The organism is Arhodomonas sp. AD133 (assembly GCF_051195215.1).
Taxonomy (GTDB): Bacteria; Pseudomonadota; Gammaproteobacteria; order Nitrococcales; family Nitrococcaceae; genus Arhodomonas.
The window spans coordinates 104,783-123,401 of record NZ_JBNAZM010000007.1 but is presented as its reverse complement, the minus strand read 5'-3'; the positions used below and the strand labels follow the sequence as shown (position 1 = coordinate 123,401).

The following is an 18,619-nucleotide window of genomic DNA, read 5'->3' as shown; positions in this document are numbered from 1 at the left end:
ATAATCTCTGTCAACGCCTGCTTCCTGTCGCTGCACAAGCGCTATCCGCAAACGCGATCGGCCCCGATTGATCTCTGCGCCGGCGGATTCCTGCGCCTGCCCGCCATCCGGCGGCTGCTTTCTCCAGCCAATATTAGCATGGCTATTGACACCAAATAATAGCATCACTACTATTCGTCCCAACGCTGAACGAAACGCACCGGAGGCGAGGGATGAGCACCAGCACCGAGATCCACCACGTACCTCAGCAGTTCGCACCGAACCGTTACGCGATGGTCGGCGAGGACGTCGACGACATCATTCGGGTGTGCTCATGGATCGTCCGCCCGCAGAGCTGGGATTTCTACAAGCGGGCCCTGCGCCGCGATCTCGAGCGCTACGGCAAGTCGCTGATCGACCCGCACGCGGGGAGTGGCAACGGGTACAGCGTGTACCTCACGGGCTACACCGACGGCCTGATCTGGCCGTATCAGTAGTAATGAGGACACACCACCGCATGAGCGCTGCGGACCAAATCACTGCTCACGCCAGGCAACGCGCCGAGACCCGTTACACCGGGTCCCGAGAAACGGTCGAGCGCTTGGCGTACCAGCTGAGCTACCTGGAGACGGTTATCGAGACCATGGGCCGGGAGGATCTGACGCCCCAGGAGTTCGCGGGCCGCTATCTGCAAGAGGAGAGCAACGATGCAGCGTAAAGAGCAGCCCCAACGCGACTACGGATACGCCTTCATCGCTTCATGCGGCCACTGCGTTGCGGTCTGCGCTGACCGTGGCATCCCGGCCGAGATCGTCGAACTGATCAACGAACAGGGTGGCATGCCGGGCCATATCGAGCGCCACCCCATCGAGACGATCCGGGAAATGCTGGACCTCGGTGAGTGTGAAACCTGCCGCCCGCACCAGGCGGCCTGACTCCACGGCTGGAGGCGACTACGGGCTCGCACCCCGAATCACTGCGGCTAAACCGGTGATGCTTGAGGTGCGCGGTGGACCGCACGAATCCGGGATGTTCACCCGACTGGCCGGCGTAACCGGCCGCCCACTGGCCAGCCGGTTACGGGTCGCCGCGCAGTCCCGTCACCGCACCCCCCTCAGCCCGTAGCCGGCTGACCAGTGGGTCGCATACGGCGGGTTTCGCCCGGAGTGGAGAACGTAAGGAGGACATGGCCATGAACCTCAACCGCAGCGCCAACGAACCGATGAGCGCCAGCATCACGATCCTGCCAGCAGCGGGGCACCACACTGTGTTCCAGGTTCGGCGGGCGGGCTACCAGGTTGTCCCGGGCCGCGATGGCCGCATGGAGACGGCGCACGGCAACGAGACCGTCGAGAAGCGCCCGCGGCGGCACCACCAGTACGGGCATTCCGTGTTGCCCGGTGGCGGTCCCGGCGACGGAGGCGCTGCGGCATGAGCACAGCCAACCAGCTGTTTCCGGTTGATAACGCCACCGGGGTATTTCCCGAGCTTAGCAACGAGGCCTATCACAAGGCCCCGGGCATCTCGAATACCGGTCTGCTTCTGGTCGGCCAGGCGCCGGCGATCTACTACGGGTGCCGCCTCGACCCAAGGCGGCCACTGGAGAAGTCGCGGGCCGGGCAGCTCGAGGGCACGCTCGCGCACTGCGCCATCCTCGAGCCGAACGCACTGGACGAGCGTTACGTCGTAGGGCCCGCGGTGAACAAGAACACGAAGGTCTGGAAAGACTTCGTCGCGGACCACCCGGACCAGATCGCTATCACCGCGGATCAGTACGACATGGCGCAGCGGATGCGGGAGTCGGTCATGGGTATCCCGGACGTCGCCGAGGCTCTGTCGGCTGGCGCCGGCGGCGCTGAGCAATCCGCATTCTGGATCGACGAGGCCACCGGCGAGCGCTGCAAGGTCCGCCCCGACTACGTCGCGAGCTTTCGCGCCGGGGACATCCTCCTCGACGTCAAAACCTACTCCAGTGCGGCCCCCCACGAGTTCGCGAGGCAGATCGGGCGCAAGGGCTACCAGCAGCAGGACGCGATGTACACCGAAGGCTGGGCCAAGGCCGCCGGGCGCCCCGTGCTCGGCTTCGTGTTCGTCGCAGTCGAGACCGAATATCCGTACGCCGCGAGCGCCGTGATGCTCGACGAGGACTCCAAGGCCGCCGGTCACCGGATGTTCCGTCGCAACCTCAACGCCTACGCCGAATGCCGGCGCACTGGGCACTGGCCTGGCTACTCCAGCGCAATCGAAATCGTCTCCCTGTCCGCTTACCTCAAGGAGGAATGATGGCAGCCACAGCTACCAGCATGCGCGAGCTCCAGCAGCGCGCGAAAAGCACGTCCATCGCGAATATGGGCGGCGGCAACGTTCAGGAGTTCTTCGAGGGCAACAAGGCGGCAATTGCCGCAGCCCTGCCGAAGCACATGACCGCCGACCGTATGCTCAAGGTCGCGATGCATGCCATCCGAACGACGCCTGCGCTCATGGAGTGCAACACGGCCTCGCTCATGGGTGCGGTGATCCAGTGCTCGCAGCTGGGCCTGGAGCCCAACACGGTGCTTGGGCACGCCTACCTCGTGCCGTTCTGGAACGGCCGCGAGAAGCGCAAAGAGGTTCAGGTAATCCCCGGCTACAAGGGGTTGATCGACCTCGCCCGCCGGTCCGGTCGCATTACCACGATCTTCGCCTACGAGGTCTACGAAACCGATCACTTCCACCTTCGGCTCGGCACCGACGCCCGCATCGAGCACGAGCCCGCGTTCCAGGGCCGCGGCGAGGTCATTGGTTTCTACGCCGTGGCGCACATGCCCGATGGCGGCTACCAGTTCGAGTTCCTCCCGCGCGAAGAGGTCGACCAGGTCCGCGACCGCAGCCAGGGCTACCTGAATGCACTGAAGTACAACAAAGACCACCCCTGGATCAGCGACTACGCCCAGATGGGGCGCAAGACCGCCATTCGGCGCCTGTCCAAAGTGCTGCCGCTGTCGGTGGAATTCGCCGCGGCCGCGACGCTCGATGGCATGGCCGAGGGCGGCCAGTCTCAGGCGCTCGATGATGTGCTCACGGGCGAATACGCGGTACAGGGCGACGACGCCCCGCCGGCGGATGTCACGCCCGAATCCGACGCGCCGCAGAGCACGGCTGCCAACAGGCCGGGCACCGAAGGCAACGCCCAGCCCAGCGCCGTGAACGCCGACCACTACATCGAGCAGATGGAATCGGCTCAGTCCGTGGACGTCCTCGACGAGATCGTGGCCGAAGCCGGTGATGTTCTGACGGGCTCCGAGAAAGCCCGCGCCACCAAGGCCTACCAGCGCAACAAGATCCGCCTTGAGGAGTCCGGTCAGGGAGGGTTCCTGTGATGACCGACGAAACCCTGAACGCGCTGGTCGTCATCGACGCTCAGCCCGCCAAGCTCGACGCCAACTTCGAGCAGCTGCAGCAGGCCCTGCAGGAACGGCTATCGCAATACGAGACGGTGGTCAGCGAGGACGGCGTAAAGGCCGCCAAGGCGAGCGCCACCGAGATCAACAAGCTCAAGGGCGAGCTTGCCAAGCGACGTAAGGCCGCGGCCGATGACGCGAAGGCACCGATCCGCGACTTCGAGGACCGCATGAAGTCGCTGGAAGGGCAATGCGAAGAAGCCCGCCGGATGATCCTCGACCAGGTGGATCAGTACGAAGACCGGCGCCGAGAGATCGCCGACGAGCGCATCCGCGCCGAGCGTGATCGCCAGTGGGAGCGCTTCGACGTCGACGAGGATCATCGGCGTGCCACCTGCGACGACCTGGTGAAGCTCGGCGCCCTGACGGCCAAGGACAACCTGACGAAGGCCACGGCCGTCGAGATCGAACGCCGGTGCCAGGCGGACCGGGAGCGCCAGAACATGGTCTCGCGCCGGCTGTTGGAGCTGGAGGCCCGCAGCTACCGCGCTGGCCTGTCGGCCCCTCTCACGCGGGACCACATCCACCAGTGGCTTGAGGCGGACGAGGAGACGTACGAGCGCGAACTCTCCCGAATCCTCGAGGCAGAAGTCGCCCGCCAGGAGCAGGCAGAGCGGCGCATGCGTGAGCAGATGGAGCGGGAGGCCCGCCAGCGACAGGAGCACGAGCGGGCAGAACAAGAGCGGCGCGCTCGTGAGCAGGCCCAGCAGGAACGTGCCAGCGCAGACCCCACGCCCGAGTCGCCCCGTAGCGCCGATGTGCGCCCGATGCCGCCCGCGGCCACTGATGACCCCGAATCGGCATCGACGCCGGAGACACCAGGCGACCAACCGGAGAGCACCGAGGAAGGCACGGAGGCGGTGGCCGTCACCTGCCTGTTCCGTACCGCGGTGCCCACCTGGGTGACCGACGACATGCTCAAGTCCGAGGTACGCCGAAGGCTCGCCGCCGCCGGATTCACCTCGCTGGACGCCGTGACGGTAGAACGCCCGCGAAAGGCGGCCTGAGCTATGCAGGAGACGCCAGAAACCCTACGCGCGGCCGCCCGAGAAATCCGGGCGGGCGCCCAATACGCCGACGGCGCCGCCTACACGCAGGACCTGACGCGAGCGCGCGAGCTGGACGAGCGGGCGAACCGTCTGGAGCGAGAGGCCCGCGGCGAGCCGCCGCCAACGTACAAACACCCGGAGGCCGATGCCCTGCTCGGGTTCGGGACATACGGCCACCGCACGTGGCGTCAGGTGCCCACGGGCTATCTGCGCTGGATCACTCGGAAGTTCCGCCCCGATCAGTACCGCCGCCGGCTCGCCGAGCGCGAACTGCGCCGGCGCGGGCATACCGTTTACTGAGCACGAACGCACAACGCAGGAGCCAAGGAGACCATGTCCAACCAGCGCGATTTCGATCCCGAGGACCGCAACGTCCGCGTGTCCGCGCAGTACGTCCCCATCGCCGCGGAGTTCATGGCGAAGGGAGACGTTCTGTACTGCCTCAACGGCTTCCTCGTCGAGCCGCATCCGGATGGCGGTGTCCTCATTGTCGCCACCAATAGCCATGTAATGGCGGTGATCCACGACACTGACGGTTTCGCCAACGGCACCTGGATCTGCGAAGCACCGGCCGGGCTCGTGAAAGCGTGCAGGATGCGCCGCAAGAGACCCAACGAACGGGCCGAGCACCTCCACCTGGTGGGAAGCGTCGGGTACGTCACGTCAGCGGATTTCCCGGAGGGGGGCGATCCGACAGAGATCGGCCCCTGCCACCTGGATGTTACGCACGCGCCGCCGATCGACGGTCGTTTCCTGGATTGGCGGAAGGCTATACCCGCAGCCGTGCAGCCCGTAAGCCGGATCAGCGCGAACTCGCAGTATCTCCGGTTGGCCGAAGAGGCCGCCAAGGCCGGCGGCATCCCGATCCCGCACGTAAATCTCTTCCCCAGTGGCGAGGGCGGCGCGTACGTGATGCGCGTGGCACACATGCCCGAGTTCGTCGCCTTGGTGATGCCGATGATCGAAGACGACACCACCGCAATTCCCGGATGGCTGCGGCCCGCTGAGCCGAAGGCCGCGGCATAGGAGGCCCTATGTGGTTCAAGAATCTCTGCATCTACCGTAACAACCAGCCCTTCGCGCACTCCGCCGAGGAGCTCGCCGAACGGTTGGCCGAGTTCGCCTTCCAACCGGTGGGCCGCATCGAGCACCTCTCCCGCGGCTGGGTCCCGCCGCTGCCCGGTGGCGAAAGCCTGGTCCACGCTGCCGGCGGCCAGTACCTGGTGTCCCTGCAGGAGGAATCGCGCCTGCTTCCGGCCTACGTGATCCGCGAGACCCTCGACGAACGGGTGGCGGAGCGCGAGGAAGCCGAGTGCCGCAAGCTCGGGCGCAAGGAGAAGAACCGCCTCAAGGAAGAAATCACGTTGGAGCTGCTCCCGCAGGCGTTCACGCGTTCGAAGCGGTTGTACGCCTGGATCGATACCCGCAACGGCTGGCTCGTCGTGGACACGGCCACCTGGCGCCAGGCCGAAGAGCTCACCGAACTGCTGCGCGCCTCCCTGGGTACGCTGCCGATCCAGCCCCTCGCCACGAACTCCAACCCGCAGCCGATCATGACCGACTGGCTGGCGAAGCAAGCCGAGCCCGCGGATGTCGAGCTCGGCGACGAGGCAGTGTTCGAGGACCCGAAGAACGACGGCGCCGAGATCCGCGGCAAGCGCGTGGATTTGCACTCCGGCGAGATCGGCGCACACATCCGCGCCGGCAAGCTGGTCCGGCGGCTGGCGGTCACTTGGGACGAGCGCATCAGCTTCGTGCTCGATGCTGATTTGTCGCTGAAGCGCCTGAAGTTCCTGGACGTGGTCCAGGAGGGCAATGAGGACTTCGTGCCGGAGAGCGCCGCGGAGCGCTTCGACGCCGACTTCGCGATCATGACGCTCGAGCTGCAACGGCTTATCCCGCAGCTGGTGGATGTGTTCGGCGGCGAAGTTCGGGAGGCGGCATGAGCAAGAACCGCGTGACCGAACCCCGCAGCGACGAACGCCTGCACCGGCTACTACGCGCCTACACCGCCGAGGCGGACATGCTTCTGGAGGTCCACGCCAACGCGGAGGGCAAATTCTACAACGTGGACGACGAGGCCGAATACCAGCGCATGGTGCAGATCATTGACGACGCCCGGGAGGCGTTGGGGTTGCCGACTGGAGGTGAGCGATGAAGGCCAAGGACAAAGGACGCCCCATTGCGGCGGAATGCTGCATCCACTTCTTCTTCGGCCATGAGCACACCGCTCGGTGGAGGCACTGCCGCACCTGCGGGGAGCCGTTGGAATGGCGCTACAGCGACGTAAAGCGCGACAGCGCTTCAAGCGACCAGCGCGAGACGCTGGACCTGTTCGGGGCTGAGGCGCGGGGAGGTGCGGCATGAAGGCACGCCCCATCCTCTTCAGCGCCCCGATGATCCGCGCCCTACTGGCCGGCGCCAAGACGCAGACGCGGAGGGTGGTTAAACCGCAGCCCGGAGACCTGGATCGCCCGTTTCAGTTGGACGATGGCAGTTGGCATGTGTGCGCCTCGCGAGGCGGGCACATGTCCCCACTGCCGTGCCCCTACGGCCGCCCTGGAGATCTGCTGTGGGTGCGGGAGACGTGGGCCATGCGCGACAAAATCGAGCACGACGCGCAGCAGGAGCTGGGGGACTACGACGACGAGTATTTCGACGACGAGGAGAGCGAGAACGATGGCTAACGAGAGCATCCCTAACGACCAACTGCCGGATGCCCTGCGCGACTATGTCCGCGAGCAGTTTGACGCTCTCACCATGGACCGAGACGGCCAGCGCGACCGTGCCGACAGCCTCGCCAATCTGCTGTACATGATCGCCGAGGCACTGCATGTGCCCCAGGAGCCGCACCAGACGTTCAGCGACCGGCTGCTCGAGGCGGTCGAGCGCGTTGCGGGCCATGAGCACGACCGCACCGGTGCCACACCGTCGAATTCCCACGCACCCGGATGCGGGACCAACTGGCGAACGTAGCGAGGCTGGCACTCCAGAGCGGTGCGATGAATAAGCGATGGGAGCAGGAAAAATGAGTGATGTCACCGACCGAGACAAGAAAATCATCGAGATCATGGCCCGGGCCATGGACCGGCGGGATGGCATCGATGTGACGTATCACATGCGGTGTGAGTCGGCGCTGGAAGCCCTGCGGGCCGCTGGATACATGGTGGAGTCTGATGGGCTTATGCGCACGGAGCAGCATCTGGCGGAGGACTACCGGAGGCTGTTGGGGGACTTGTTCCAGCTGCGCGACGCGCACGTGCGCAAGAGCAGCCAGGACCGTGCAGATGCCGACGATAGGTGCGCTGTCATCAACGCCGCATGGGCGGCAGCTCGGCAGGAGTTCGCCGCCGATCTCCACGCCCTGATCTGGGGTGAACCGGCACCGACTGTAGCCGCCGCCGCGCTACGCGCCGAGAGGGAGAAGCTAAGCGATTGGCGCTGCCCAGCGTGCGGAGCTGTGGGGCTTACCCCTACGTCCTGGGGGGAGCCTCGGGCGAGCGAGGACGGCACCCTATACGTCCCTACCGAGTCCGAGCAACGCGCCCTGGAATCCGCGCTCGATGCGAGTCGTGAGGTGGTGCATGAGCCCACCGGGCGGGAGGGGCAGAATGGCTGACCATCCCCGTCGCATCCGACTCTCTCGCGCCCGCGGCTGGCGTATGCCAGCGAACACCGTGAAGGTCGACCGCTCCACCCGCTGGGGCAATCCTTTCATCGTCGGCCAGCACGGTGGTACGCGCAAGGAGTGTGTCCGACTCTATCAACTGCTGATGGGCGGCTGTGTGTGCCTGAGCATGGATAACGCCGATGAGCAGATCGAGGCTGCACGGCACGTGCTCATCAACCTTCACGAGCTCCGTGGCCACAACCTCGCCTGCTGGTGTCCGCTGGGCGCACCGTGCCACGCCGACGTACTGCTTGAGCTCGCGAACGGAGACACCTGAAGATGAGCAAGATCCTGTACCTACGCGACGTCGCCGACGAGCTCGGCATGACCGAGGCCGCGGTTCGCAGCCACTTGCAGCGAGGCTCAGACGCCGTCCCGAAACCCTCCCGCCTTGGGGGCCGCCTGGTATGGGGGCGCAAGCAGTTCGACGCTTGGTTGGAAGCGAAGCTGGAAGGACCTCCACGCCGGCGCCGCGGTCGCCCCCGGAAGACGGCTTAGTCCATCTTCCGGGCCAGGTCCTCCGCTCGCAGCTGCGTGTATCGCTTGAGCATCACCAGGGTCTTGTGCCCCGTGATCGCGGCGACCTCCATCAGGTTGAATCGTCCGCGCTCGACCATGCGCGAGGTCGCCTCGTGGCGCAGATCGTGGAAGGTGAGCCCCTGCACGCCGGCCTTGGCGCAAAGCTTACGCCAGCCGCTGCTGAGCGAGTTCGGTGTCCAACGGAACACGCGGCCGCGGATGTCGCGTGGCAACGATCGCAGCGCGTCGACAGCCGCGGTAGACAACGGTACATCGCGAGCGGTCGAGTTCTTTGTGTCAGGCAGGTGCGCGACACGGCGCTTGAGGTCTACGTGATCCCATCGCAGTGCGAGAAGCTCACCACGACGCATCCCTGTCTCGAGCGCCATCGTCAGCACCGCATTCCACTCCGCCGTCGCAGCCTTCCGCAGGCGTTCCTCTTCGCCTGGCTCCAGTCGTCGGTCGCGCCCTTGGCGGGCTTTCGGCCGGCGGACGTCCTGTACCGGGTTGTGCAGGCCTTCCATGCCCCACTCGGTGCGGGCAATCGTGTAGAGGTGAGAAATCACCGTGAGGGCGTTACGAATGGTCGACGGCGCCCTACCCTCGTCCAGGCGGGCATCCCGCCACTCGGCGATATCCATGCCACGAATGGATGCCAGCGGACGCTGCGCGAGGTCCGAACGCTGCCAAGCGTCGATACGCAAGCGCTCCTGCTTGGAACCCTTCTTTGTCGGCGTGACTTCGCGCCGGTAGCGATCCAAGGCTTGGTACAACGTAGTGTTCTGAGCTTCGGAGAGGTCCACCCATTGGCCCGAGTCCATGCGAGCCTCCATCGCCCGGGCCCACCGTTCAGCCTCGGCGCGGGAATCAAATGTGCGCGACTGCGCTGGGTAGCCTTTCCGCCGGATACGAGCCCGCCAGCCGGCGGGCCGTCGCTCGATGGTGGCCATGCGTTGTCCCTGCCGCTGTCCCAAAATTGTCCCAAATTCGGGGGACAGTCTAACGCATGTGCTCTAAGTTGGCGGAGGAGGAGGGATTCGAACCCCCGGGCCCTTTCGGGCCAACGGTTTTCAAGACCGCCGCCTTCGACCGCTCGGCCACTCCTCCGAGGCGTGCGTATTGTGGCCCGCCAGGCTCGCGGGCTCAACCTCGACCGTGCGGCGACGGCCCGTCCGGGTCTGCGACCGGGGATGACGCCCCCTCGTGGGCGAGGGCTTCCACGCACTCGCGAACCAGCACCGGACCTCGGTAGATGAGACCGGTATAAAGCTGTACCAGTGCGGCGCCCGATCCGGTCTTGGCCACCGCGTCCTCGCCGCTGCCAATGCCACCGACGCCGATGAGGGGTACGCGATCGCCGAGGTGGGCGTGCAGTGCCCCCAGCACAGCCGTGGCACGACCGCGAAGTGGCGCACCACTGAGGCCGCCGGTCTCGTCCGCGTGGACGCTTGCCTCCACGCCGGTGCGGGAGAGCGTCGTGTTGGTGGCGGTGACGCCGTCGATTCCGTGGGCCAGAATTCGCTCGGCCATGAGCGCGATCTCCTCGTCGTCCATGTCCGGTGCGACCTTCACCACCAGGGGCACATACCGTCCGTGATGCTCGGCAAGCCGGTGTTGTCTGTCTTTCAGGGGCCCGAGCAGGGCATCGAGCTGCTCGCCGTGCTGGAGCTCACGCAGCCCCGGTGTATTGGGCGAGGATACGTTGACCACGACGTAGTCCGCGTGGGCATAGACGCGATCGAGGCAATAGCCGTAATCGTCCACGGCACGCTCCAGTGGCGTATCCCGGTTCTTGCCGATATTGATCCCCAGAACGCCGGAATACCGCCGTTGCGCCACCCGTGAGACCAGATAGTCGACGCCCTTGTTGTTGAACCCGAGGCGGTTGATGAGCGCACATTCGCGGACCAAACGAAACAGCCGGGGACGGGGATTGCCCGCCTGAGGCCGCGGTGTCACGGTGCCGACCTCGATGAACCCGAACCCGAGGGCCCCCAACGCATCGATGTAATCGCCATCCTTGTCGAGCCCTGCCGACAACCCGACAGCATTGGGGAACTTCAGCCCCATGACCTCCACAGGGCTGGCGGACACACGCGGCATCAACGTGCTCAACACGCGCACACGTTCGGCCACGCGCAGGCCACGCAGCGTGACGCCGTGGGCGGTCTCGGGTTCCAGTCTGAAGAGCAGACGTCGAATGAGTGGGTACACGAAGCTTGCCCCTGGGCTCGTTAGAGGCGAATCGGTGCGGTAACCCGACGACGTCACACCGTCGGGCGATATGGTGCTCGCGGTCAGTCAGCGCGGCCGGCGCAATCGCCCGGCGACGAGAAAGCGCCCGCCCGGGCGCGCATCCACCCGCGAAACGCTCATTTCCGCCTCGAGCGGGTGCGCCTCCGAGGCGTCGGTATGAACCCGCAAGCGCAGCGCCGCTCCCGGTGCCACTGCGAAATCGGTCTCGAAAGCGACCTGCTCGGCCTGAAGCCGCAGCGCCGCACCTTGATGAATCCGGCGACTTCCCTGTTCGCGGAACTCCACGTTCGCAGCCGTCACCTCACTCTGAAAACGACTGCCACGCGCCACGCTCGCCGCCATGCTGACACACCCCTACCACGCCTGAAGTGTCGCGAGATTGTCACATGAGAGCTCGCGCGGGACCACCCCTCGCCTGTTGATGCCGGCGCGGATCATTGACGCTCGCGCAGCTGCTGTGACTGGCGCTGGAGCACCTGATGCACCAACAGCTCCCGGTCGTGCTCGCGGGCGAAGATGAACTCGACGCCGACGCGATGCCGACGGTTGTCCGCCGGTTCGCAGTGCCGTACGACGCCGAATACCCGAATACCGACGCCTGTGGACCGGAACACCATCCGGATATCCAGCAAGCCGTCCACCGGTTCCGGTGTCGGCGCGAGGAAATCCATGCCGCCGGCGCCGACGCTGATCTCTGAAACGAAGGGATGACGCTCGCCAAAGGCCTGAACCATGAGCACCTCGGCGAGCAACTCGATCTTGCGGTCCATTGCATCGATCAGCCGCGAGTACACTTTCGACTCCTGCGTCGCGTGGCGACGCAGCACGATGGTTTCCTCACGGATCTCATGAAGCCGGCTGGACAAGGTGAACGCGCTGGGCCACTGCCCGGCTGCCCGCTCACGCCGGTGCTCGAGCTCATGGGCCTCCATGGCCTCATAGTCAAGCAGCACCTCGTCGGTCACGCGAAACTGTTCGCGATCATCCCCGCTCGTCGGCTGCCGGTCGTCGCTGCTCACCCTCGTTCTCCCTCAATCGCAGGATATCCTCGGCGCTGCGCTCGATGCCGGCGGCGGTGCCATGCACCAGCACGACCTCGACGCGCCGGTTACGCGCGCGGCCTTCTGCGGTCTCATTCGAGGCCACCGGCCGCGTGTCCGCGTGCCCTTCGACGGTAACCCGCTGCGGATCGATCTCCGCCGCCCGCCCCAGGCGATGGAAGAGGGTCACCGCGCGTGCGGCCGAGAGCTCCCAATTGGAGCGGAAACGCTCGTTCCTGATGGGCACGTTGTCGGTGTGCCCGGCGATGGTGATGTCTCCTTGCGCCTCGGAAAGCGCCTGGCCGATCTTGTCGACCACGGGCTGGAACGGCTCGATGAGTCGCGCCGACCCCGATGCGAACGAACCCCGCTCGCGGATACGGATAACGATGCGCATCCCCAGGCGCTGCACTTCCACCTGGCCGCGTCGAATCTCTTCGGCGAGCAGAGTGCGGATGCGCTCCAGATTCTCCTGCAGCCGCTTCATCGCCTCCACCTCTTCCGGGGTCGGCGGGCGGCTTTCCGCGGCGCGATCGGTGATCGGAAGCGGCATGCCCTCGCGCTTGTTGAGATACGGCTCGTCGACGGAGGACGTCATCTGTCGAATCTGATCGAGCGGGTTGGGCTGGGGGCGCCCGGGCGAGAATTCGCGCATCACGAAGCTCGTGCCCTTGGGGGTATCCCGCGCGAACTCGATTCGCTGCACGCCGAAAGCCTCGCGCATGGAACCGGCGATCTGCTTGTACTTGGCCACGTCCATTTCAGAGAACGACAGCAGCAGCACGAAAAACGACAGCAGAATCGTCGCCAGGTCCGCGAAGGTCGCCATCCACGCCGGCGCGCCGGGCGGCATGGCCACTCGCTTCTGCTTTCGGTTCGGCGAGTCACCGATCATGGCCTAGTCATCCGCCCCCGGGCGCGGCACGCCGGCGGAGGCAACCGTTGCTGCGGCAAAGCGCCTCGATCCATCACGACCGCCAAGACGTCCTTCCCGTCGCCATAGGAATGCTACGCGGCCTCTTCATTCTCGACATTGCGCTGGTTCGTGGGCAGATAGGTCTTGAGAAGCTCCTCGATCACACGGGGATTCAGCCCCTCCTGAATGGAAATCAGTCCCTCCAGGACCAGTGTCCGGTTGAGACGGTCCTCGGAGTTGCGGGCGGCGAGCTTGTCCGCCAACGGCAAGGCGATCGCGTTGGCGATTACCGCGCCGTAGAGCGTCGTCAGCAGCGCCACCGCCATGGCCGGCCCGATCTTCTTGGGGTCGTCCATGTTCGAAAGCATCTGCACCAGGCCGATGAGGGTACCGATCATGCCCATTGCCGGCGCCACGTCGCCGATCGCGCGAAAGACGTTCTCCCCGCGCTCGGCACGCTCGATACTCAGATCGATCTCCTGGCCGAGCACCTTCTTGACGAGCTCCGGCTCGTGGCCATCGGCGAGCAGCTGGATGCCCTGCTGGAGGAAGGGGCTATCCACCTCGTAGCTCTCGAGCGCGAGCAACCCTTCCTTCCGCGCCACCTGTGCGAGGTCCACGGTCTGATCGATCAGCCGGCGCGGATCGTCGCTGCGGTACTTGAACGCTCGGCCGACGGTCTTGAAGGCACCGAGAAACTGGCTGACCGGAAACTTGATCAGCGTCGCCAGCAACGAGCCCGCAATCACGATAAGAATCGAGGGCAGATTGATGAAGGTGCCGAAATCGCCGCTGACCAGAATCGCCATCGCGATGACGCCTGTGGCGCCGATCAACCCGATGAGCGTTGCCAGATCCATGCGCTACGTCTCTCCAGATGCTCGTTCTGCCTTTCCCGAACATAGCGGGGTCTTACCGGGGGTATCGGCGGCCGACACGGGAACTTGACCGTTGTCAGGGAAGCCGATTACGCGCCACAGCGACAGCGCAGCTCGGGCGCACGGCGTGCCCACGCCGACATCGGTCACCTCGGGCGAACGAATCTGGCGCACGGCGAGCCCTCTGAGTCGCCTGGTAAGCCGTGTTAGCCTGCAGATGAATGAAGTCACCACCACCGTGCCCCCATGACAGAGACACTGCCCGCGCTGACACCACGGCTGGAAGCCATCATCGAGGCTCTCCAGCCTGCGAGCATCGTCCGTATCGGCGAGGTGCTCGCGCCCGGCGCGGCGTGGCGTGACCGGGAGACGGTGATCGCCGCGGACGAGGCCGTCGCGGCACTGGGGCCATCGGTTCGCTTCGATCTGGCATTCGTGGATTCGGCGGCGAACATCCCGCCGCAGGATGTCCCGGTGGTGCTTGCCCGACTGCGCGACCTGAGCGCGCGCCATGTGCTCGTCGCCACGTTCGCGGATGCCGAAGCACCGTGGTCTCGACGTGAGTTGGTTGGTTTCGGCTACATCCACCTCGGCGACTGCGCGCTGAACAACGCCACGGTGAAACTGTTCGAGTTCGACATTTCCACCTACAAGACCACGCCGGACTGGCTCAGCCCGCGTAACTGGGCCAACCCGGAGCTTTGGGACCGCTACCGCTGGTAGTCGGCGGCCGCGCTCTGCGCGCCAGCGCCGCGGCGCCCTGCGACAAACCAGGCCAGCGCCGCCGCCTGAAGCACCACCAGCGAAGTGAACGCCAACTGGTATCCGCCCGGTGCATAGGTGTGCGTCACCGGATCCTCCCAAAGGTGTAGCAATCCGCCCATGCCCCACTGAACCGAGAACGCCCCGGTGAATACCAACAGATTGAGCGCGGTGTTGGCACGCCCGGCGAGCTGCCCGTGAAAGTGCTGGGACAGCGCGGCGTAGGGGATCGTGCCACTGGTGCCGAACAGGCCGAACAACACCCAGAGCACCAGCACGCCATCAGCCGGTGCGAATGCCAGCCCGAGCTGCGTGAGTGCGAAGGCGGTCATGCCCCCCACCGCCACGGTACCGGGCACGATGCCACGGCGCGTGAGACGGGTCGCCACGATCCCGGAGAGGAAGAATCCGGCGACAACGGCAATACTCAGCCCCATCAGGTGAAGGGCCACGGCCCCGCGCTCCAGGCCGGCCACATCACGCAGCCACGGGCCCGCCCAGAGCCCCTGCGTGGCGAGGAACGCCGACTGCGAGACCACGGTCAGCGGTGCGAGGCGCCAGAAGTATCGATCACGGAAAACCGTCGCCATGCCCCTTACCTGGGCGCGCAGACCGAGGTGCGCCGGGGGTTCGGCGTGTTCGGGCACGATCCGCACGAGAGCGACGGAAACCGCCAGGCAGGCCGCAACGAGCGCCATGAAGACAGTGCGCCAGTCGGTGATCGCGAGCAGCCACTCCACCGGCGCGGTGGCGGCAAGCGCACCGGTTCCCCCGACCGCCAGCAGGCAACCGTTGACCAGCGGCAACCGCCGGGACGGGAACCACTGCACGAATGCCTTGAACGCCGCCATCATGCACGCCGACATGCCCAGCCCGATCATGGCGCGGCCGACCGTGAGGGCGGCCAGGCTCTCGCCCGTGGCGAAAAGCCACGAGCCCGCCGCGGCGATGACGAGCAACACGGCCTCCACCCGCCGCGGGCCGAAACGGTCGAGCGCCATGCCGAGCGGCAGCTGTGCCAGGGCGAAGGCAAGGAAAAACGCGCTGGTAAGGAAGCCCAGATCGGCGGCATCGATGCCGGTATCCGCCACCAGGTTCGGTGCCAGCACCGAATTGACGGTCCGGAAAACGTAGGAAAGGAAATACCCGCACGCGAACGGCACGAACACCGCGAACGCCAGTGCGCCGGTGGCCTGCTGCGTTTTGCCCGTCTCAGATACAGCCGCCATGCCGCCCCCTGCTCGGAAGACCGCCGATGATACTAACCCCCGACGCCGGATCCCAGGCACCATTGCCCGGTCGTGGCTGCGGGCGTTGTGATCGAGTTCGTACCCGCTGCTGCACCGCGGGGGTGGGAGTCGTCCGGCGTGAGCGCTACCCTACACACACACAGTTGCGAACCCATATGCCACCCGCGCGCCATGCGCGATGGAACGCGAACAGGAGCATCGATGAGCGCCAAGCCGAAGACCGTGCATCTTGCCGACTACACCACACCGCCTTACCTCGTCGACGAGGTGGCGCTGGCGTTCGACCTCGACGAAGAGCACACGGACGTGCACTCCACGCTGACCGTGCGGCGGGCGCCGGGCACACCGGCCGACTGCCCCCTGAGGCTCGACGGCGAAGACCTCACCCTGCTGTCACTCGCCCTCGATAGGCAGCCACTGAACGGTGACGCCTACACGCTGGACGACCACGGCCTGACCGTCAGCGAGGTGCCGGAGACGTTCACCCTCGAGATCGCGACGCGACTGCGCCCCCAGGACAACACCCAGCTCCAGGGCCTCTACCGCTCCGGGGGCATGTTCTGCACGCAGTGCGAAGCCGAGGGCTTCCGCCGCATCACGTACTTCCCGGACCGCCCCGACGTCATGGCGCGCTATACCGTGACGGTGACGGCGGACAAGCGCCGTTACCCGATCCTGCTGTCCAACGGCAATCCCGTGGCCAACGGGGACCTGGACAACGGCCGCCACTGGGTACGCTGGCAGGACCCGTTCCCGAAACCGAGCTACCTCTTCGCGCTGGTCGCCGGCGACCTTCACTGCCACGAGGACCGGCACACCACGCGCTCGGGCCGGGATATCCGCCTGGCTATCTACACCGAGCACGAGAACGCCGGCCGCACGGCGCACGCCATGGATTCGCTCAAAGCGGCGATGCACTGGGACGAGCTGACTTACGGCCTGGAGTGCGATCTCGACAACTACCTGGTCGTCGCCGTCGGTGACTTCAACATGGGGGCCATGGAAAACAAGGGCCTCAACATCTTCAATACGCAGTACATCCTCGCCCGGCCCGACGTCGCCACCGACGCCGACTACGTCAATATCGAGGCGGTCATCGGCCACGAGTACTTCCACAACTGGACGGGCAATCGGGTCACCCTGCGGGACTGGTTCCAGTTGAGCCTCAAGGAAGGGCTGACGGTCTTCCGCGAGCAGCAGTTCAGCGCCTACCAGGGTGCACCGGCGGTGAGGCGCATTCAGGAAGTCCGTACCCTGCGCGCAGCGCAGTTCCCGGAGGACGCCGGCCCCATGGCCCATCCGGTACGCCCATCGGAGTACGCGGAGATCAACAACTTCTACACCGCGACCGTGTACATGAAGGGTGCCGAGGTCATCCGCATGTACCACACTCTGCTGGGGCAGGAAGGATTCCGCCGGGGGCTCGCCCTGTACTTCGAGCGCCACGACGGCCAGGCGGTGACCTGCGAGGATTTCCTCGCCGCCATGGCGGACGCCAACGACATGGATCTGGCCCGGTTCGGTCGCTGGTACGAGCAGTCGGGGACACCGGTGGTCAGCGTCGACGACGCCTACGATGCGGCCACCGGCACGCTTACCCTCACCCTTCGCCAACACACCGAGCCGACTCCGGACCAGCGCGAGAAACATCCCCTGCACATCCCGATCGCCCTCGGTCTCGTGGACAGCGAGGGACGCGACATGCCCATCCGGCTCGCCGACGAGAGCGCGGCCCCGGAAGCCGGCACCCGGGTGCTCGAGCTTCGCGAGCAGGCGCAGACCTTCACGATTTCGGGGCTCGACGAACGGCCGACGCTGTCATTGCTGCGCGGATTCTCCGCGCCGGTGAAGCTCGACTATGAGTACACCGAAGAGACGCTGGCGTTTCTCTTCGCCAACGACAATGACGAGTTCAACCGCTGGGAAGCCGGACAGCGCCTGGCGACCCGCATCATGCTGCGCTGGGTCGAAGACGGGCCGGGCGAGATCCCGGAGACGTTTCTCGCCGCCTTCCGCCAGACCCTGGAGGACGAGCAGGCGGATCCGGCGCTGGTCGCCGAGGCGCTTACCCTGCCCCCGGAGAGCTTCATTGCCGAACACATGCCGGTAATCCGCGTCGATGCCATCCACCAGGCGCGGGAGACAATGCGCCAGGGGCTCGCGCAGGCCCTGGCGCCGCAGCTGCGTGCCGCCTATCAACGACACCGCGTGGACGGCACCTACCGACCGCGCCCGGAGGACATCGGTCGCCGGCGGCTGCGCAACCTTGCCCTCGACTACCTCGCCTCGATCGGGGACGAGCGCGCCCTCGAACAGTGCCTCGCCCACTACGACGAGGCGGACAACATGACCGACACCATGGCCGCGCTGGCCCTGCTCGCCGACTCCCCCGAGCCGCGCGCCGCAGAGGCACTGGAGCGGTTCGCCGAACGCTGGCGCGACGACCCGCTGGTACTGGACAAATGGTTCCGCGTGCAGGCGCTCTCGCGCCGGCCGGACGTGCTCGAGCGCGTGCGCGAGCTCACCCGCCATCCCGCCTTCGACCCGCGTAACCCCAACCGCCTGCGCGCGTTGGTGGGCGCGTTCTGTCAGGGCAATGCCATCGGTTTCCACCAAAGTGGAGGCGAGGGCTACAATTTCCTTGCGGACTGGGTAATCGATCTCGACCCCATCAACCCCCAGGTGGCCGCACGCCTGACCACGGCACTGAGCCGCTGGCGGCGGTACGATGAACAGCGCGCTGCGCACATGCGCACGGCGCTCGAGCGCATCGAAGCACAACCGTCGCTGTCCAAGGACGTCAGCGAGGTCGTCACCCGGAGCCTCGAGCGTGCATACGACAACGAGAGGACGGACTAGC

Annotated in this window: 26 protein-coding genes and 1 tRNA gene; 19 read left to right on the top strand and 8 right to left on the bottom strand. The window is 66.0% G+C overall.

What is annotated here, in order from left to right; translation table 11 throughout:
• The first annotated feature begins 212 nt into the window (after positions 1–212).
• From ACPEES_RS06600 to ACPEES_RS06520, 17 genes are all read left to right on the top strand, one after another.
• On the top strand, positions 213–476 hold the full coding sequence (locus ACPEES_RS06600) for a hypothetical protein (protein WP_435102291.1): 264 nt from the start codon (positions 213–215) through the stop codon (positions 474–476).
• A gap of 20 nt (positions 477–496) precedes the next feature.
• On the top strand, positions 497–697 hold the full coding sequence (locus ACPEES_RS06595) for a hypothetical protein (protein WP_435102289.1): 201 nt from the start codon (positions 497–499) through the stop codon (positions 695–697).
• Positions 687–914, top strand: coding sequence for a hypothetical protein (locus ACPEES_RS06590; RefSeq protein WP_435102287.1), 228 nt, complete (start codon positions 687–689; stop codon positions 912–914). Before ACPEES_RS06595 ends, ACPEES_RS06590 begins: the two co-directional genes overlap by 11 nt.
• 257 nt (positions 915–1,171) lie before the next feature.
• Entirely contained in the window at positions 1,172–1,414 is a 243-nt protein-coding gene (locus ACPEES_RS06585; protein WP_435102285.1) for a hypothetical protein, read from the top strand.
• Positions 1,411–2,262: a PD-(D/E)XK nuclease-like domain-containing protein gene (locus ACPEES_RS06580; protein ID WP_435102283.1), complete on the top strand. Its 852-nt coding sequence runs from the start codon at positions 1,411–1,413 to the stop codon at positions 2,260–2,262. Before ACPEES_RS06585 ends, ACPEES_RS06580 begins: the two co-directional genes overlap by 4 nt.
• The gene (locus tag ACPEES_RS06575; RefSeq protein WP_435102281.1) at positions 2,262–3,338 is read left to right on the top strand and encodes a recombinase RecT; all 1,077 of its coding nucleotides are present in this window, start codon (positions 2,262–2,264) and stop codon (positions 3,336–3,338) included. Before ACPEES_RS06580 ends, ACPEES_RS06575 begins: the two co-directional genes overlap by 1 nt.
• The gene (locus ACPEES_RS06570) at positions 3,338–4,426 is read left to right on the top strand and encodes a DUF1351 domain-containing protein (RefSeq protein WP_435102279.1); all 1,089 of its coding nucleotides are present in this window, start codon (positions 3,338–3,340) and stop codon (positions 4,424–4,426) included. Before ACPEES_RS06575 ends, ACPEES_RS06570 begins: the two co-directional genes overlap by 1 nt.
• Positions 4,427–4,429: 3 nt before the next feature.
• Positions 4,430–4,768, top strand: a complete 339-nt coding sequence (locus tag ACPEES_RS06565; protein WP_435102277.1) for a hypothetical protein — start codon at positions 4,430–4,432, stop codon at positions 4,766–4,768.
• 33 nt (positions 4,769–4,801) lie between these two features.
• Positions 4,802–5,494 carry a hypothetical protein gene (locus ACPEES_RS06560; RefSeq protein ID WP_435102275.1) on the top strand — a complete coding sequence of 231 codons (693 nt, stop codon included), beginning with the start codon at positions 4,802–4,804 and terminating at the stop codon, positions 5,492–5,494.
• Between the two features lie 8 nt (positions 5,495–5,502).
• Positions 5,503–6,414, top strand: coding sequence for a recombination-associated protein RdgC (gene rdgC, locus ACPEES_RS06555; RefSeq protein ID WP_435102273.1), 912 nt, complete (start codon positions 5,503–5,505; stop codon positions 6,412–6,414).
• Positions 6,411–6,626, top strand: a complete 216-nt coding sequence (locus ACPEES_RS06550) for a hypothetical protein (protein ID WP_435102271.1) — start codon at positions 6,411–6,413, stop codon at positions 6,624–6,626. Before rdgC ends, ACPEES_RS06550 begins: the two co-directional genes overlap by 4 nt.
• Entirely contained in the window at positions 6,623–6,835 is a 213-nt protein-coding gene (locus ACPEES_RS06545; RefSeq protein ID WP_435102269.1) for a hypothetical protein, read from the top strand. Before ACPEES_RS06550 ends, ACPEES_RS06545 begins: the two co-directional genes overlap by 4 nt.
• A 161-nt stretch (positions 6,836–6,996) precedes the next feature.
• Positions 6,997–7,155 carry a hypothetical protein gene (locus tag ACPEES_RS06540; RefSeq protein ID WP_435102267.1) on the top strand — a complete coding sequence of 53 codons (159 nt, stop codon included), beginning with the start codon at positions 6,997–6,999 and terminating at the stop codon, positions 7,153–7,155.
• Positions 7,148–7,444 carry a hypothetical protein gene (locus ACPEES_RS06535; protein WP_435102265.1) on the top strand — a complete coding sequence of 99 codons (297 nt, stop codon included), beginning with the start codon at positions 7,148–7,150 and terminating at the stop codon, positions 7,442–7,444. Before ACPEES_RS06540 ends, ACPEES_RS06535 begins: the two co-directional genes overlap by 8 nt.
• A 52-nt stretch (positions 7,445–7,496) precedes the next feature.
• Positions 7,497–8,087: a hypothetical protein gene (locus ACPEES_RS06530; RefSeq protein WP_435102263.1), complete on the top strand. Its 591-nt coding sequence runs from the start codon at positions 7,497–7,499 to the stop codon at positions 8,085–8,087.
• Complete coding sequence (locus ACPEES_RS06525; protein WP_435102261.1) at positions 8,080–8,415, top strand: DUF4326 domain-containing protein; 336 nt, start codon at positions 8,080–8,082, stop codon at positions 8,413–8,415. Before ACPEES_RS06530 ends, ACPEES_RS06525 begins: the two co-directional genes overlap by 8 nt.
• A 2-nt stretch (positions 8,416–8,417) precedes the next feature.
• The gene (locus tag ACPEES_RS06520) at positions 8,418–8,636 is read left to right on the top strand and encodes a helix-turn-helix transcriptional regulator (protein WP_435102259.1); all 219 of its coding nucleotides are present in this window, start codon (positions 8,418–8,420) and stop codon (positions 8,634–8,636) included.
• Here the strand turns inward: ACPEES_RS06520 and ACPEES_RS06515 are convergent.
• The 7 genes from ACPEES_RS06515 to pomA form a co-directional block, all read right to left on the bottom strand.
• Positions 8,633–9,607 carry a tyrosine-type recombinase/integrase gene (locus ACPEES_RS06515; RefSeq protein WP_435102257.1) on the bottom strand — a complete coding sequence of 325 codons (975 nt, stop codon included), beginning with the start codon at positions 9,605–9,607 and terminating at the stop codon, positions 8,633–8,635. The two genes, ACPEES_RS06520 and ACPEES_RS06515, sit on opposite strands and share 4 nt — an antisense overlap.
• Before the next feature lie 69 nt (positions 9,608–9,676).
• Positions 9,677–9,764 (bottom strand) — tRNA-Ser (locus tag ACPEES_RS06510).
• Between the two features lie 36 nt (positions 9,765–9,800).
• Positions 9,801–10,871 (bottom strand): quinone-dependent dihydroorotate dehydrogenase, encoded by a 1,071-nt coding sequence (locus ACPEES_RS06505; RefSeq protein ID WP_435102255.1) that lies wholly within the window; start codon positions 10,869–10,871, stop codon positions 9,801–9,803.
• A gap of 87 nt (positions 10,872–10,958) precedes the next feature.
• Positions 10,959–11,255, bottom strand: coding sequence for a hypothetical protein (locus ACPEES_RS06500; RefSeq protein WP_435102253.1), 297 nt, complete (start codon positions 11,253–11,255; stop codon positions 10,959–10,961).
• 92 nt (positions 11,256–11,347) lie between these two features.
• The gene (locus ACPEES_RS06495) at positions 11,348–11,932 is read right to left on the bottom strand and encodes a PilZ domain-containing protein (protein WP_435102251.1); all 585 of its coding nucleotides are present in this window, start codon (positions 11,930–11,932) and stop codon (positions 11,348–11,350) included.
• Positions 11,895–12,848 carry a type VI secretion system protein TssL, long form gene (gene tssL / locus ACPEES_RS06490; protein WP_435102249.1) on the bottom strand — a complete coding sequence of 318 codons (954 nt, stop codon included), beginning with the start codon at positions 12,846–12,848 and terminating at the stop codon, positions 11,895–11,897. The genes ACPEES_RS06495 and tssL overlap by 38 nt, the downstream gene beginning before the upstream one ends.
• 113 nt (positions 12,849–12,961) lie before the next feature.
• On the bottom strand, positions 12,962–13,729 hold the full coding sequence (gene pomA / locus ACPEES_RS06485; RefSeq protein ID WP_435102247.1) for a flagellar motor protein PomA: 768 nt from the start codon (positions 13,727–13,729) through the stop codon (positions 12,962–12,964).
• 264 nt (positions 13,730–13,993) lie between these two features.
• On the opposite strand from pomA, the gene ACPEES_RS06480 reads away from it, so the two are divergent.
• A complete protein-coding gene (locus ACPEES_RS06480) occupies positions 13,994–14,470 on the top strand; it encodes a DUF6231 family protein (RefSeq protein WP_435102245.1) in 477 nt (158 codons plus the stop codon).
• On the opposite strand, the gene ACPEES_RS06475 is transcribed toward ACPEES_RS06480, so the two are convergent.
• A complete protein-coding gene (locus tag ACPEES_RS06475; RefSeq protein ID WP_435102243.1) occupies positions 14,458–15,738 on the bottom strand; it encodes an MFS transporter in 1,281 nt (426 codons plus the stop codon). The genes ACPEES_RS06480 and ACPEES_RS06475 overlap by 13 nt on opposite strands.
• Before the next feature lie 222 nt (positions 15,739–15,960).
• Here ACPEES_RS06475 and pepN point away from each other — a divergent pair, with 222 nt between their 5' ends.
• Positions 15,961–18,618, top strand: coding sequence for an aminopeptidase N (pepN, locus tag ACPEES_RS06470; RefSeq protein ID WP_435102241.1), 2,658 nt, complete (start codon positions 15,961–15,963; stop codon positions 18,616–18,618).
• Position 18,619: the final 1 nt, after the last annotated feature.